General features: G+C 71.0%; 15 protein-coding genes, 1 tRNA gene and 2 pseudogenes. 6 read left to right on the top strand and 12 right to left on the bottom strand.

The genetic code is table 11. From position 1 onward, the window contains the following. The first annotated feature begins 47 nt into the window (after positions 1–47). Together ACIQV3_RS11310 and ACIQV3_RS11305 are read left to right on the top strand one after the other, a co-directional pair. Positions 48–944, top strand: a complete 897-nt coding sequence (locus ACIQV3_RS11310; protein ID WP_403712022.1) for a JmjC domain-containing protein — start codon at positions 48–50, stop codon at positions 942–944. Between the two features lie 25 nt (positions 945–969). Continuing rightward, on the top strand, positions 970–1,377 hold the full coding sequence (locus tag ACIQV3_RS11305) for a hypothetical protein (protein ID WP_403712020.1): 408 nt from the start codon (positions 970–972) through the stop codon (positions 1,375–1,377). A gap of 107 nt (positions 1,378–1,484) precedes the next feature. Here the strand turns inward: ACIQV3_RS11305 and ACIQV3_RS11300 are convergent. The 9 genes and pseudogenes from ACIQV3_RS11300 to ACIQV3_RS11260 form a co-directional block, all read right to left on the bottom strand. Beyond that, positions 1,485–1,715: pseudogene (locus tag ACIQV3_RS11300) on the bottom strand (fatty acid--CoA ligase); the annotation flags it as partial. Positions 1,716–1,900: 185 nt separating this feature from the next. Continuing rightward, a complete protein-coding gene (locus ACIQV3_RS11295) occupies positions 1,901–2,434 on the bottom strand; it encodes a SigE family RNA polymerase sigma factor (RefSeq protein WP_389438589.1) in 534 nt (177 codons plus the stop codon). Positions 2,435–2,581: 147 nt separating this feature from the next. Beyond that, positions 2,582–3,748 (bottom strand): lipid-transfer protein, encoded by a 1,167-nt coding sequence (locus tag ACIQV3_RS11290; RefSeq protein WP_403712018.1) that lies wholly within the window; start codon positions 3,746–3,748, stop codon positions 2,582–2,584. Beyond that, positions 3,745–4,188, bottom strand: a complete 444-nt coding sequence (locus tag ACIQV3_RS11285) for a MaoC family dehydratase (RefSeq protein WP_403712016.1) — start codon at positions 4,186–4,188, stop codon at positions 3,745–3,747. The genes ACIQV3_RS11290 and ACIQV3_RS11285 overlap by 4 nt, the downstream gene beginning before the upstream one ends. Next, complete coding sequence (locus ACIQV3_RS11280; protein ID WP_403712014.1) at positions 4,185–5,255, bottom strand: acyl-CoA dehydrogenase family protein; 1,071 nt, start codon at positions 5,253–5,255, stop codon at positions 4,185–4,187. The genes ACIQV3_RS11285 and ACIQV3_RS11280 overlap by 4 nt, the downstream gene beginning before the upstream one ends. Further along, positions 5,255–6,355, bottom strand: a complete 1,101-nt coding sequence (locus tag ACIQV3_RS11275) for an OB-fold domain-containing protein (protein WP_403712012.1) — start codon at positions 6,353–6,355, stop codon at positions 5,255–5,257. Before ACIQV3_RS11275 ends, ACIQV3_RS11280 begins: the two co-directional genes overlap by 1 nt. Next, positions 6,352–7,515, bottom strand: a complete 1,164-nt coding sequence (locus ACIQV3_RS11270; RefSeq protein ID WP_403712010.1) for an acyl-CoA dehydrogenase family protein — start codon at positions 7,513–7,515, stop codon at positions 6,352–6,354. Before ACIQV3_RS11270 ends, ACIQV3_RS11275 begins: the two co-directional genes overlap by 4 nt. A gap of 182 nt (positions 7,516–7,697) precedes the next feature. Then, the gene (locus ACIQV3_RS11265) at positions 7,698–8,009 is read right to left on the bottom strand and encodes a hypothetical protein (RefSeq protein ID WP_243331303.1); all 312 of its coding nucleotides are present in this window, start codon (positions 8,007–8,009) and stop codon (positions 7,698–7,700) included. Between the two features lie 865 nt (positions 8,010–8,874). Further along, a complete protein-coding gene (locus ACIQV3_RS11260; protein WP_403712007.1) occupies positions 8,875–9,285 on the bottom strand; it encodes a DUF6344 domain-containing protein in 411 nt (136 codons plus the stop codon). Here ACIQV3_RS11260 and ACIQV3_RS11255 point away from each other — a divergent pair. From ACIQV3_RS11255 to ACIQV3_RS11240, 4 genes and pseudogenes are all read left to right on the top strand, one after another. Next, positions 9,284–9,709 (top strand): annotated as a pseudogene (locus tag ACIQV3_RS11255) (hypothetical protein); the annotation flags it as partial. The gene ACIQV3_RS11260 and the pseudogene ACIQV3_RS11255 sit on opposite strands and share 2 nt — an antisense overlap. A 65-nt stretch (positions 9,710–9,774) precedes the next feature. Then, positions 9,775–10,368 (top strand): FAD-dependent monooxygenase, encoded by a 594-nt coding sequence (locus ACIQV3_RS11250; protein ID WP_403712005.1) that lies wholly within the window; start codon positions 9,775–9,777, stop codon positions 10,366–10,368. 70 nt (positions 10,369–10,438) lie between these two features. Next, complete coding sequence (locus ACIQV3_RS11245; protein WP_403712003.1) at positions 10,439–10,753, top strand: hypothetical protein; 315 nt, start codon at positions 10,439–10,441, stop codon at positions 10,751–10,753. Positions 10,754–10,820: 67 nt separating this feature from the next. After that, entirely contained in the window at positions 10,821–11,591 is a 771-nt protein-coding gene (locus ACIQV3_RS11240) for an alpha/beta fold hydrolase (protein WP_403712001.1), read from the top strand. A 67-nt stretch (positions 11,592–11,658) separates the two neighbouring features. Here ACIQV3_RS11240 and ACIQV3_RS11235 read toward each other — a convergent pair. The 3 genes from ACIQV3_RS11235 to ACIQV3_RS11225 all read right to left on the bottom strand — a co-directional run bounded on the left by ACIQV3_RS11235 (position 11,659) and on the right by ACIQV3_RS11225 (position 13,446). Further along, positions 11,659–11,748, bottom strand: a tRNA-Ser gene (locus ACIQV3_RS11235). 85 nt (positions 11,749–11,833) lie between these two features. After that, positions 11,834–12,892 carry a YeiH family protein gene (locus tag ACIQV3_RS11230; protein ID WP_403711999.1) on the bottom strand — a complete coding sequence of 353 codons (1,059 nt, stop codon included), beginning with the start codon at positions 12,890–12,892 and terminating at the stop codon, positions 11,834–11,836. Next, positions 12,892–13,446, bottom strand: coding sequence for a cysteine dioxygenase (locus tag ACIQV3_RS11225; RefSeq protein WP_403711997.1), 555 nt, complete (start codon positions 13,444–13,446; stop codon positions 12,892–12,894). Before ACIQV3_RS11225 ends, ACIQV3_RS11230 begins: the two co-directional genes overlap by 1 nt. Positions 13,447–13,539: the final 93 nt, after the last annotated feature.

Here is a 13,539-nt window from a genome sequence, read left to right as displayed (position 1 = left end):
ACACCCGGGGTGCCCCCCCTCGGTGACACGGAGATGAGGAGCGGCACATGTCCCTGAGTACGTTGATCGGCAACCCGGTGGAGGTCTTAACCGCCTGGCCACGCGAACCCCGCCTGTTCGAGCGTGACCCCACCACGTTCCGGGACCTCCTCACGCTGGAGGAGCTCGACATCCTGATCGACTCCGAATGCCTCTCAATGCGCAATGTCGTCCTCATCAAGGACGGCAGGGTGTCCGAGAAGTGGGAGTACCACGACCCGGCAGACCCCGGCATGCCCCGGCGCGGCGCGGTGCGCGACCACATCGCCAACGGCGGTTCCATCTCCCTCCGCGAGCTGGAGCAGATGAAACCCGCCATCGCCCGGCTACACGAGAACCTGCGCCGCGAGACCGCCTTCGGTGTCCACGTGAACGCCTACCTCACGCCCCCCGGATGCCAGGGCCTCAAATACCACTTCGACCCGTACGTGACCCTCGTCGTACAGCTCGCCGGCCGCAAGACATGGCCCTGCCACCGCCCCTTCGTGGAGAACCCCGTCCAGGAACACGGCTCCTTCCACCTGACCGGGTTCACCCCCGAGCAGCGCGAGTACCTGGCCAACACCCCGCCCGAACTGAGCTACACGCTCAGCCCCGGAGATGTCCTCTGGCTTCCCCGCGGATTCGTCCACTCCCCGTACACCGTAGGCAACGAAACTTCCCTCCACCTCACCGTGGCCTTCAAAGAACGCACTCACCAGTGGGTCATGCAACAGCTCGTAGAAGACCTCGTCCAACGCGCCCTAATCGACCCGCAGATGCGGGCCGAACTGTCCCCGAACACCCTGATGGGTGACACCCGCGAAGCCGTCGAGCAGGCACGGCAATACCTCCTCGGGTCGGTGCTGCTCATGGACACGGACGACGCGGTTAAGTACGTCCAGACCGCCGCTCTCCGCCCCTGATCCACCGCTGTGCAAGGAGCACCACGTGACGCAGCACTGGCACGCCTACGCCTACACGGGACGCGCCTACTTGGACGGGCAAGTACGCAAGGGAGACGCCCCCAGCAACTACCCGCCCTTCCTGGTCGAGGACTGGCTACGCCGTTCCCCCCAGCACGTCGAGACCACGTTCACCGACATCGAGGACGCCGTCACATGGTTGGGCAAGGCGCTGGCGCAGTACCCCCCACTGGACGCCGATAGCTTCCCCGTTGCCCAGAGACTCGAATACGCGCGCGAACGACTCATGGAGGAGAGCGGGAAGGACGTGGTGTGGAACTGGTACCCCCCGGGCCAGGAGTGCGTCTCGCGGGCCCTCATCGCCTGCCCCCGCCCGAAGCGCCACCAGTACGCCGACGACTCGCCGCCGGCCTGCCCCTCACCAGCCCAGTGACACAGGAGCACCCGTGACGGACACGGCCCCGGCACCTAAACAGGTGCCGGGGCCGTGTTGCCGCTACCTCCGCCGCGCGTTTCCGCAGGTCACGCCGCGAGTGTTTTAGAACTGGTGTTGCACATCAGGGTCGCGACGCGGTCGTCCTGCCGGACGCCCAGCTCGTCGCGCAGGGCGTTGGCCAGGCGCGTGGCACGGGTCCCGATCTCGGCGAAGCTGCGTCGGTGCGGCTCGGCCTCCCCGGTCCAGGTCGTCACCTGGGACTTCCCGTGGATCGTCATCCCGTGCTGCAGTATGCGGGTGACGAGGAGTGGTACGTCCTGCATGGTGCTCAGCAAAGCGTCCTCCCGGTGAGCGCTGCGGCGCTGCGGCGGCTACGGATGCTGCGATTCTGCGCACGTACCGGTCGGCATGTCACTACCCAAGAGTAGAAACGCGGCGTTGTTTCACGTGAAACATCGGCCGGGAGGGGGCGGAGTGGGGAGGGGGCAGGGCTGGGCAGGGGTCGGACCGGGGGCTTGGCTCAGCGGACGGGAGCCAGCTCAGGGTCCTCGCGGAGCTTGACCAGCGCCCGGGAGACGGCGCTCTTGACGGTGCCCACCGAGACGCCGAGCAGTTCGGCGGTCTGGGCCTCGCTCAGGTCTTCGTAATAGCGCAGGACGACCATCGCCCGCTGCCGGTCCGGCAGTCGGGTCACCGCGCGCCACATCGCGTCGCGCAGCGCCTGCGCCTCGGCGGGGTCGGCGGCCGGCGGCTCGGCGGCCTCGGGAAGCTCGTCGCAGACGAACTCGTCGACCTTGCGCTTGCGCCACTGGCTGGTGCGGGTGTTGACCAGGGCCCGGCGGACGTACCCGTCCAGGGCCCGGTGGTCCTCGATGCGGTCCCACGCGACGTAGGTCTTGGCCAGCGCCGTCTGGAGGAGGTCCTCGGCATCGCAGGGGTTGGCGGTGAGCGAGCGCGCGGTGCGCATCAGGACCGTGCCGCGGGTCCGGACGTACGCCGAGAACGACGGGTACGGCGTCGGATTCGAGGCGAGCGTGCACACAGGCGTGGTCATGCCTCCACGCTAGGAGCGGCGCGGCCCCACCGGATCGGCCGCAAGTGCCGAAGCGGGATCCCCCTCAGGTTGTAGGGGCGGGGCCCGCCCCACCTCCTGAAGGTGGAGGAGGCGGGGCTTCCACCCGGAGGGGAACGGCGGAAGGCGTCAGCCGTCCGCGCCCAGGATCAGGCCGGAGGTCGGGACGCCGGTACCGGCTGTGACAAGGGCGTGGGCGGCGCCGGAGACCTGGTTGACGGAGGTGCCGCGCAGCTGGCGGACCGCCTCGGCGATGCCGTTCATGCCGTGCAGGTACGCCTCCCCGAGCTGGCCCCCGTGGGTGTTGAGCGGCAGCGCGTCGGCGGCCACGAAATCGGCCGCCTCTCCCGGTGCGCAGAAGCCGAACTCCTCCAGCTGCATCAGCACGAACGGCGTGAAGTGGTCGTAGAGGATGCCGACGTCGATGTCCGAGGGCCGCAGTCCACTGGTCCGCCACAGCTGGCGGGCGACCACGTCCATCTCGGGGAGCCCGGTGAGGCCGTCCCGGTAGAAGGAGGACATGGCCTCCTGCCGCCGGCCCGCGCCCTGGGCCGCCGCCGTGATCACGGCGGGTTTCTGCCGCAGGTCACGGGCCCGTTCGGCGGTGGTGACGATGATGGCCTGGCCACCGTCCGTCTCCTGGCAGCAGTCGAGCAGCCGCAGCGGCTCGACGATCCAGCGCGAGGCCGCGTGGTCGGCGAGGGTGATGGGCTTGCCGTAGAAGTAGGCGGCCGGATTGTTCGCGGCGTGCCGGCGGTCGGTGACCGCGACGTGGCCGAACGCCTCCGGGGTCAGGTTGTAGGCGTGCAGGTAGCGCTGGGCCGTCATGGCCACCCAGGAGGCGGGGGTGAGCAGCCCCCAGGGCAGCGACCAGCCGAGCGCCGCGCCCTCCGCCGAGGGTTCGCGCTGCTGGACTCCGGAACCGAAGCGGCGGCCGGAGCGTTCGTTGAAGGCGCGGTAGCAGACCACGATCTCCGCGACCCCGGTGGCCACGGCGAGGGCGGCCTGCTGGACGGTGGCGCAGGCGGCGCCGCCGCCGTAGTGGATGCGGGAGAAGAAGGAGAGGTCACCGATCCCGGCCGCCTGGGCGACGGTGATCTCGGGGCTCGTGTCCATGGTGAAGGTGACCATGCCGTCCACGTCGGCGGGGGTGAGCCCGGCGTCGTCGAGGGCCGCGTGCACGGCTTCGACGGCCAGCTTGAGCTCACTGCGGCCGGAGTCCTTGGAGAACTCGGTCGCGCCGATGCCGGCGATGGCGGCGCGGCCGCCGAGCTGGTCACGGGTGCGGACGCTCATGCGGTGCCCTCCGGGGCGGCGAGGGTGACGGTGACGGTGCCCGTGACGTGGTGGCCGATGCCGTTGGCGCCGACCACGCGGATCTCGGCCGTGTCCCCGTCGAGGGCGGTGACGGTGCCGGTCAGCGTCATGGTGTCGCCGGGGTGGTTCGGGGCACCGAGGCGGATCGCGACCTTGCGCAGGACCGCGCGCGGGCCGAGGTGGTCGGTGATGTACCGGCCGACCAGGCCGTTGGTCGTCAGGATGTTCATGAAGATGTCCGGGGAGCCCTTCTCCCGCGCGAGCTCCGCGTCGTGGTGCACGTCCTGGTAGTCGCGGGACGCGATCGCGCCCGCGACGATCAGGGTGCGGGTGACCGGTATCTCCAGCGGCGGCAGTATGTCGCCGATGCTCACGGCTCCGGTGTTCACGGCCCCGGTGTTCACGGCTCCGGTGTTCATGCGTCGTCCCCTTCGGGCGTGTATGCGGGCGTGTACGCGGGCGTGCCTTCGGACAGGACCGCGCCCAGCTCGGCCAGCAGTTCGCTGCCGCAGCCCAGGTAGGCGTCCAGCTGGCGTCCCCACAGGAAGTGCCGGTGGACGGGATGGTCGAGGTCGGCTCCCATCCCGCCGTGCAGGTGCTGGCCCGCGTGGACGACCCGTTTGCCCGCTTCCGAGGCCCACCAGGCCGCCGTCAGCGCGTGCTCCCCCGCCGGCAAGCCCTCGTCCACGCGCCAGGCCGCCTCGTACGCGGTGACCCGTATCGCCTCGGTGTCCATGTAGGCGTCGGCCGCGCGGAGCATGACCGCCTGGTTGGTGGAGAGCGGCCGGCCGAACTGCTCGCGGGTGCAGGTGTACTCCACCGCGCGGGCCAGTGAGCCCGCGCAGACGCCCGCCTGGAGTCCGGCGAAGGCGGTCCGGGCGACGGCCAGTACGTCCGCGTAGGAGCCCTCCGCGCCGACCCGCTCGGCCTCGGCGCCGGTCAGCGTCAGGGCTCCGGCCGACCAGGGGGCGGTGGTCTCCACCGGCTCCGTACCCACCCCGGGGGCGTCAGTCCGTACGAGCCACAGGGCTCCCGTCCGGTCCGGGACCAGGACGTGCGTGGCCTCGCGCAGCCAGGGCACGGCGGGGGCGGTGCCGGTGAGCCGGCCGTCCGGCGAGGCCGTGATCCGGCCGCGGTTCGGGAAGGCCCCGGTGGCGACCGCGTCGCCGGAGCCCAGCGCCGGGAGCAGCCGGGCACGCTGCTCGTCGGTGCCGTGCCGGGCCAGGGCGAGGATCCCGTACACGCACGTGACGGCGTACGGGACCTGCGCCGTCGTGCGGCCCTGTTCCTCCAGCAGGAGCACCAGGCCGAGCAGGCCGACGTCCTCGACGGCGGCGGCCAGTCCGGCGGTGGTGAGGGCCTTCCACAGCTCGGCGTCGCTGCCGGTGCCCGCGGCGCCGAGGCGGTCGTGGGTGGCGAGGTCGCCGAAGATCTGGGCGGCGAGTCCCGCCGCGGCGGCCTGTTCCTCGGTGGGGTGGAAGTCCATCAGGCCTCGCTCCCCCGGAAGACGGGCAGTTCCAGTTCCTCGTCCACGCGCAGGAACTCCAGGCGCACGGGCAGCCCGATGCGGACCTTGTCGTACGGGACGCCGGTGATGTTGCTGACCATGCGGACCCCTTCGGCGAGTTCGACGAGGGCCACCGCGTAGGGCGGGTCGAAGGCGGGGAAGGGCGGGTGGTGCATGACCACGTACGAGAACACCGTGCCGGCGCCGGACGCCTCGACGGTGTCCCAGTCCGGGCTGCCGCAGGTGTTGCAGCCGGGGAGCCAGGGGAAACGGAGCGTCGCGCAGGCGGTGCAGCGCTGGACCAGGAGCTTGTGCTCGCGGACGCCGTCCCAGAAGCCCTGGTTGTCGCGGTTGATCACGGGGCGGGGGCGCTGGGCGGGCTTGGCGGGGTTGGCCTGCCGGGCGGGGTTCGTCGGCTCGGCTGCCTTCTTCGGCTCCGCTGTCTTTGTCGGCTCGGCTGTCTTTGTCGGCTCGGCTGTCTTCGTCGGCTCGGCTGTCTTCGTCGGCTCGGCTGCCTTCGTCGGCTCGGCTGCCTTCGTCGCCGCCGGGACGTACTTGAGGATCCGGAAGCGGTGGGTCCCGGCGGGTTCGCCGTTCGCGCGGACGTCCATGCGCGTGGTCACGAAGTGGCCGGTGCCCAGTTTGGTCGTCTTGCGCGGCGACACCGACTCGATCACGGCGTCGAAGGTGATCGCGTCGCCGGGGCGCAGCGGCCGCAGGTACTCCTGCTCGCAGTCGGTGGCGACGACGGAGGTGCAGCCCGCGCCGTCGAGCAGCGCGAGGAGGTCGTCGTAAGCCGAGGAGCGGCCGGTGTGGCCGGAGAGTCCGCCCATCGTCCATGCCTGGAGCATCGTGGGCGGGGCGATGGCGTCCGGCCCGGTGTAGGTGGGGTTGGCGTCGCCCATCGCCTCGCACCAGTGGCGGATCATCGGCTCGTTGACGGGATCCTTGCCCTGGCCCGCGGTGGCGGCGGGCTGCCCTTCGAAGGACGCGAGGAGGGCGTGGAAGCGCGCTGCTTCCGTCCCTTCCGATGGTGCCGCCGCTTCCGCGGCGGCGTCGGTGGCGGACCTGGCGGTCATCGCTTCCTTCCCTTCATGCCGAGCCGCATCATGGCGACGATCTCCCGTTGGACCTCGCTGACGCCGCCCCCGAAGGTGTTGATCTGGGCGGCCCTGTTCATCCGCTCCAGCTCGCCGCCCGCGAAGACCTCGGGGCCGGATCCGGATCCCCGGATGAGCGCCTCCTCACCCACCACCTCCTGGCAGATCCGGTACACCTCGACGGTGGACTCGGTGCCCAGGAACTTCACGCCGCTCGCGTCGCCCGGCGCCAGGGTGCCGGAGCCGACGTCCTGGACGAGGCGCCAGTTGAGCAGGCGTACGGCGGCGAGGCGCGCGTGGGCCTCCGCGAGCCGCGACTGCACCCAGGGGCGGTCGGCGGGACGCTCGCCGGTGACCGGGTCGGGCGTGCGGGCGTGGTCGAGCGCGCCCTGGTAGAAGTCCTCGGCCTGCATGCCGATGGCGGCGAGGGCGACGCGTTCGTGGTTGAGCTGGTTGGTGATCAGGCCCCAGCCGCCGTGCTCGGGGCCGACGAGGTTGCCGGCCGGCACGCGGATGGAGTCGTAGTACGTGGCGGTCGTGGTCAGGCCGCCGACCGTGTCGATCGGGGTCCACGCGAAGCCCGGGGCGTCGGTGGGCACCAGGATGATGGAGATGCCCTTGTGCTTCGGGGCTTCCGGGTCGGTGCGGCAGGCGAGCCAGATCCAGTCGGCGTTCTGGGCGTTGGAAGTGAAGATCTTCTGGCCGTCGATCAGCCAGCCCTCGTCGTCGCGGACGGCCCTCGTGCGCAGGGAAGCGAGGTCGGTGCCCGCCTCGGGCTCGGAGTAGCCTATGGCGAAGACGAGTTCGCCCTTGAGGATCCGGGGCAGGAAGAAATCCTTCTGCTCCTGCGTCCCGTACTTCATCAGGGTCGGGCCGACGGTGTTGAGGGTGACCATGGAGACGGGTGCGCCCGCCCGGTAGGCCTCGTCGAAGAACACGAACTGCTCGTCCGGGCCGCGGCCCTGGCCTCCGTACTCGACGGGCCAGCCGAGCCCGAGCAGTCCGTCGGCGCCTATCCGGCGCAGTAGTGCGCGCTGCTCGGCGGGGTCCTCGGGCACCCCGTCCGGCAGCAGGTTTCCGAAGTACTCCCGCAGCTCGGAGCGGAGCCGCAACTGGCCTTCGGTCGGGGCGAGGTGCACGGCGCTGGCCTCCCGGCATCACATCATCAAGTGGACCTGACTGTCCGTCAGATTCCAGGTGGATGTCAAGGCCGGGGCGCTGTGAGGGAGCACGTAAAACGCGCGGGGGCGCCCGCACTACCGGACCCCAGCCGGTCCGGTCGCGCGGGCGCCCTCAGCAGTCGGTGCGACTCAGGCCGCGGCTACCACCAGGGGTAGAAGTTCACGGCGACGTTGGAGTTGTGCTGTTCGATCGCGGTGAAGGCCGAGCCGTTGACCTGCGCGGTGTTGTTCTGGTTGGACGCGCCGGATCCGGTGGCCACCTGCTGCGAGGTGGAGGAGTTGCCGTGGTTGTTGCCACCCACGCCGCTGCCGATGATGCTGGCGACGCTCGCATTCGATCCGTCGTTCGCGAAGGAGCCGTTGTCGGCCGATGCCACCCCGCCGAAGAGGGCGACGGCGAGGGGGAGAGCGGCGACGGCGGCGATGACGCGGGCGGTACGGATGCTTGCCATGTCTGTATCCTCCAGAAAACCGAAGTGGGGTTTACTCCAAGGCAGTTGGCCGACCGCCTCGGTCGTTCCGTGTGGTGACGACGTCGCGAGACCAGAGTTGCCCACCGAATCCCCGGCGAACCACCCCGGAGCCCTCGATTCCCCCGCAAGCATGACCAACATCGGATAAACCCCATTCGCGCCTCAGACGTCCCAGGTCAGCGCCTCCAGACCCGCTGAAACCCATGCCGGGCAAGGGGCGAACCGTTCCGCCAAACCGGTCGGCCCCGGACATGCCAAAAAGGGCCGCGCCGTCCGGGAACCCCACCGTCTCCCGGGCCTGCGGCCCTGCGCTGCCAAGCTTCACGCCCCCTGCACGCCCCCGGCGCTCGCCGGGGCCTTCCCCCTGTGCCCCGCTCCGGGGCACCTTCACGGCGCGATCCGCGGTCGCGGCCTGCACACACCGACCGACCGGGCTCCAGCGCCCGTGCTGGGTTGCGCTGCGCTTCTGCGTGCTTCTGCGCGCTTCTCTCGCGTACTTCTACGCCTCTCCTGTGGTGCTCCTGCGGTGCTCCTGCGCGCTGCGGCGTACCTGCGGTCCTGATGACCAGGTCGGGTGCGCGTACTGGGTGCTGCCGTGTCGTGCGTACGGGGCGCCGCGCACTGGGCCCTACTGCTCACACCTGCGCGCACTGCGTCCTGCGGTAACGGGTTCTGGGCTCTGCGTCCTGCGTCCTGCGTCCTGCGTCCTGCGTCCTGCGTCCTGCGTCCTGCGTCCTGCGTCCTGCGATCAACGAACTCCGCGGTCAACGGTTCCAGCGGTTCCTGTGGTTGCAGCGGTCAGCGGATCCCGCGTCTGCTCGGTACGAGCGCTCCGTGCCGCGCACTACGCGGCGAGCGCCATCTCCCGGCGGGCGGCTCCGACGCGGACCGCCGCGGCGAGCGTGGCGCTACGGACGCTTTCGTCCGCTCCACACGCGGACTCGGATCCGGAGCCGGCGGCCAGGGCGGTGGTGGAGCGGCGGACGGACGGGGTCTTGCCATGGGCTTCGGCGCGGATGCGCTGCTTGATGGTGGGCGGGAGCGAACCACCACGCATCATCGCCCTCCAGGTCCGCCGGGCCATGAAGGCCGGCCGGTTCACCGTGACGGCCGCGGGGGCGGCGGCGGGGAAGGAGGAGAGCGGGGTGGCGGCGGCCTGGGCGACCTTGGCGCCGAAGCCGAAGGAGGCGAGGACGGCCACGAGGGCCGCGAGGACAGTGGTCCAGATCGACGTGATGGTGCTGCGGTGAGCCATGACGGGTCCCTCTTTTCGCGATGTTCCGACGGGTGGATCTGAATACATTCGTCATGATGCGGGCGCAACCGGAACGCCTCCACGACGCGCGCCGATCTTCCGACAAACACCACTCAAAGGGGCTAATCGCATAATTCCCGCCCCTTGGCCACCCCCGCGCATCCCCCCGCGGGCCCACCCGCGAACCCGGGCCGGACTCCCTCCAGAGGACCGCCATCTCCCCTTCACAAGACGATTGTTGACATCAACTCAGCCCGCCAGCAGGCTCCATCGACGGCGCGGCGGAGCTTCACCTCATGGTCGGGGGGACCGGGTCTCCATGCAGAACCGAGACGTACTGATATCCGGTGCAGGCATCGCGGGCACCGCCTTGGCCCACTGGCTGCGCCACAACGGTTTCCGGCCGACCGTCGTCGAGCGCGCCAGCCGCCCTCCGGGAGTGCGGCTACAAGATCGACATCCGGGGTGCCGCGCTCGACGTGGTCTCCCGTGCCGGGGTCCTCGACACGGTCCGCGCCCAGCGGACCGACGTCCAGGGCGGCTCCTCTCTTCGCCTCGGAGCCGCTGGCGAACGACCGCCACGACGTCGCCCAGCAGAAGAAGCTGCTCGCGGAGGCGTACGCGGGCGGGTCCTGGGAGGTGCCCCGGCTCCTCGCGGCGCTGGACCGGGCCCCGGACTTCTACTTCGACTCCCTCAGCCAGGCCCACCTGGACCACTGGTCGAAGGGCCGCACCGTCCTGGTCGGCGACGCCGCGTACTGCGCCTCGCCCGCCTCCGGAGAGGGCACGATCCTGGCCCTGGTCGGTGCCTACGTCCTGGCGGGCGAGCTCGCCGCGGCCGGCGGCGACCACAGGACCGGCTTCGCCGCGTACGAACGCGAGATGCGCCGGTTCGCGGAGGAGAACCAGAAGCTCGGCCCCTCGAACATCAAGCACATGGTCATGCGGACCAAGCGCCAGATCTCCATCCAGCTGACCCTCCTCTCCCTCCTGGACCTCCTGCCGGGCAAGGAGCGGATGGTGAACAAGGTCATGGAGCCCATCCAGAAGGTCGCGAACTCCATCACCCTCAAGGACTACTGACCCACCTCGGATCCGGTGGGTACACCGCAAAGCACTCGCCCGATCCCGCCCCACCGAGCAGAATCCCGCCATGGGGACAGACACCTACGTCCACGAGTACCGTCGCGACGCCGGCGGAGTCTGGGAGCTGCACGGCAGGAACACCAGCCTCAGCCGCTTCGCCGAGCTCTCCGGCGTCACCGATCCCCAAGCCCTCTACCGTGCCGGCCGCACCCACCCGAAAGGTATGGAGTGGCCCGACGGCGACCGTCTCTTCCGCGTCGGCCTGCTCCGCCGCCGGGACGCCGTGCCCGAGAGCGACTTGGGCGCCGTCTGGTCCGTCATGCGGACCCTGGCCGGCCTGCACGGGGACGAGGGCGTCCGCCTGGTCGTCTGGTTCGGCTGACTCCACGGATCGCGGGTGAAGCGGAGCCACTACGCTCGTGATCCACATCGACTTAGGGGAGTTCGGGATGCGAAGTGCCGTCGTCACAGCGAGCGGTGACCGGATCCGCTGGGTGGAGTTGCCCGGGGGCGGCCCGGCGCGGATCTACCTGCACGGGCTGGGATCCACCTCGCCCGCGTACTTCGCGGCGAGCGCCGTCCATCCGCTGCTCGCCGGGCGGCGGTCCCTGCTGATCGACCTGCTGGGGCACGGGCACAGCGACCGGCCCGAGGACTTCTCGTACACGCTGGAGGCGCATGCCGACGCTCTCGCCGCCGTGCTGGAGCAGGCCGGCACCGGCGCCGCCGAACTGATCGCGCACAGCATGGGCGGCGCCGTCGCCATCGTGCTGGCCGACCGGCACCCCCACCTCGTATCCCGGCTGGTGCTGGTCGACGCCAACCTGGACCCGACCCCGCCCGACCCCGCCGTCGCGGGCAGCAGCGGGCTCGCCACCTACACCGAGCAGGAGTTCCTGGCCGGCGGCTGGGCCGAGGTGCGCGACCGGGTCGGCGCGCACTGGTGGTCCACGATGCGGCTGGCGGGCCGTGTCGCCCTGCACCGCAGCGCCGTCCACCTGGCGGCGGGCACGACGCCGACGATGCGGGAGCTGCTGTTGCGGCTGACGATCCCGCGCAGCTACCTGTTCCCCGCCGAGGACGGCGGCCTGCCCGGGACCGCTGCCCTGGAGGCGGCCGGAGTGGCGGTCGTCCCCATCCCGGACTGCGGGCACAACATCATGCTCGACAACCCCGAGGGCTTCGCCCTGGCCACCGCGACCGCCCTGGCCAGGGACTGAGGAACCAAGCGGAGAGGGCGGGCACCCGATTCGGGTACCCGCCCTCTGACCTGCTACTTCTCTGACCTGGCGGTGGGTGTGGGATTTGAACCCACGGTGACATCGCTGCCACGACGGTTTTCAAGACCGTTCCCTTAGGCCGCTCGGGCAACCCACCTGGCGGGTACAGAGTACCGGGCGGTGGGGGTGGGCGGCGCTGGGGATTCCGGGGGCGGGGTGATCGTCGTGGGGGCGTGCTGCCGTCAGGTGGTGAGCAGGACACCCGCATACGAGGCTCCGGCCACGACCACCCAGGCCGCCAGGCCCAGGAGGGCCGCCCGGCCGCCGGTACGGGACAGGGTGGGCAGGTGGACCGCGCTGCCCAGGCCGAACAGGGCTGCGGCCAGCAGCAGTTCCTGTGCCGTGTGCGCCCCTTCCAGCGCTACGTCGGGCAGTGTCCCGGTGGCGCGCAGCGCGGCCGCCGCGAGGAAACCGGCCACGAACAGCGGTACCGGAGCCGGTCGGCGCCCCGAGGACGTGCGTGCTCCGCGCCGGCGGGCCCGTACCGAGAAGGCCACCGCCGCGACCAGCGGGGCCAGTAGCGCCACGCGCATCAGCTTGACCAGCACCGCTTCACCGAGGGCGCCGGGGCCGGCCGTCTGGGCGGTCGCCACCACCTGGCCGACGTCGTGGACGCTCGCGCCCACCCAGCGGCCGAAGTCCGGGTCGGAGAGGCCGAGGGGGGACTGGAGGAGCGGGAGTACGGCGATGGCGAGGGTCCCGCACAGGGTGACCAGGGCCACCGAGGAGGCCACGTCCTCCTCGTCGCTGCCCGACACCTGGCTGACGGCCCCGATCGCCGAGGCTCCGCAGATCGAGTACCCGGTGGCGATCAGCAACGGCTGGTCTCCGGGGAGTCCGAGCCGCCAGCCGAGCCAGAGGGTGCCGAGGAAGGTCGCCGCCACCACCCCGGCCACCATGGCCACGGTGGCCCAGCCCAGCCCGAGCACCTCGTCCAGCCCCAGCGCCAGGCCCAGCAGGACGATGCCGATCCGCATCAGGCGACGCCCGGCCAGGGAGAGTCCCGGGCGCGCGGGGCCCCGTACGAAGCCCCGTAGGCCGGGCAGGTGAGCCGCGGCGATGCCGAGCACCACCGCCACCGTGAGCATCGGCGCCCAGGGCACCAACCGGTGCACCGACCAGGCGACCAGGACTCCGGCCGCCGCGAGGCCCAACCCGGGCCACGATGACGTTGTTTCACGTGAAACATCGACCGGCACCGTGGATCCCGCTCCGCGCACGGGGCGGTTGAGGATGGCCATCAGTCGGTCGGCAGTGTGTAGACGCGGCGGACACTGCTGCCCAGGCGTACGACGTCCGCGCCGTAGACGTGCAGGGATATCGCCTTCGTGCGACAGGAGTTGCGGACCTTGTGGATGTCGCCGGGCGGGGCGAACCCGCAGACGTCGCCGGGGCCGTTGACCACGTGCTCGGTCGCCACCAGCCGGGCTCCGGAGGTGGCCGTGGCGGGAACGAGGCGATAGCGGAGCTCGCTCTCCTCGCCCTCGTGCACCCCGGCCACGCACCACGAGACGTGGTCGTGGATGGCCGTCTCCTGGCCCGGCAGCCACACCAGGGCCACCACGGAGAAGCTCCCGTCCGGCTCCGCGTGCAGGACGTGCTGCCGGTACCGGTCGGCGTGCCCCTCGCGCTGCCCGGCGGTGAGCAGACCGGGCATTCCCAGATGCGGGGCGAGGCGTTCACCGACCAGGTAGGCGGTCAGGTCGGGGGCCAGTCCCCGGTCCACGACCGTACGGATCTCACTGACGAGGGCGGCCGTCCTCGCTGTCGTGCGGGCCGGCGTGGTGGTGGTCATAGGGGGAGCGTCGAGGAACCCACCCATCACGTCCAACGACAGTTATGAGCTGAAATCCCAACACCGGCTTATGGGTTGGGGGAGGAGCGGGAA

It is taken from the genome of Streptomyces sp. NPDC099050, from assembly GCF_044759865.1.
GTDB lineage: Bacteria > Actinomycetota > Actinomycetes > Streptomycetales > Streptomycetaceae > Streptomyces.
This window is presented reverse-complemented; position numbering and strand designations above follow the sequence as displayed.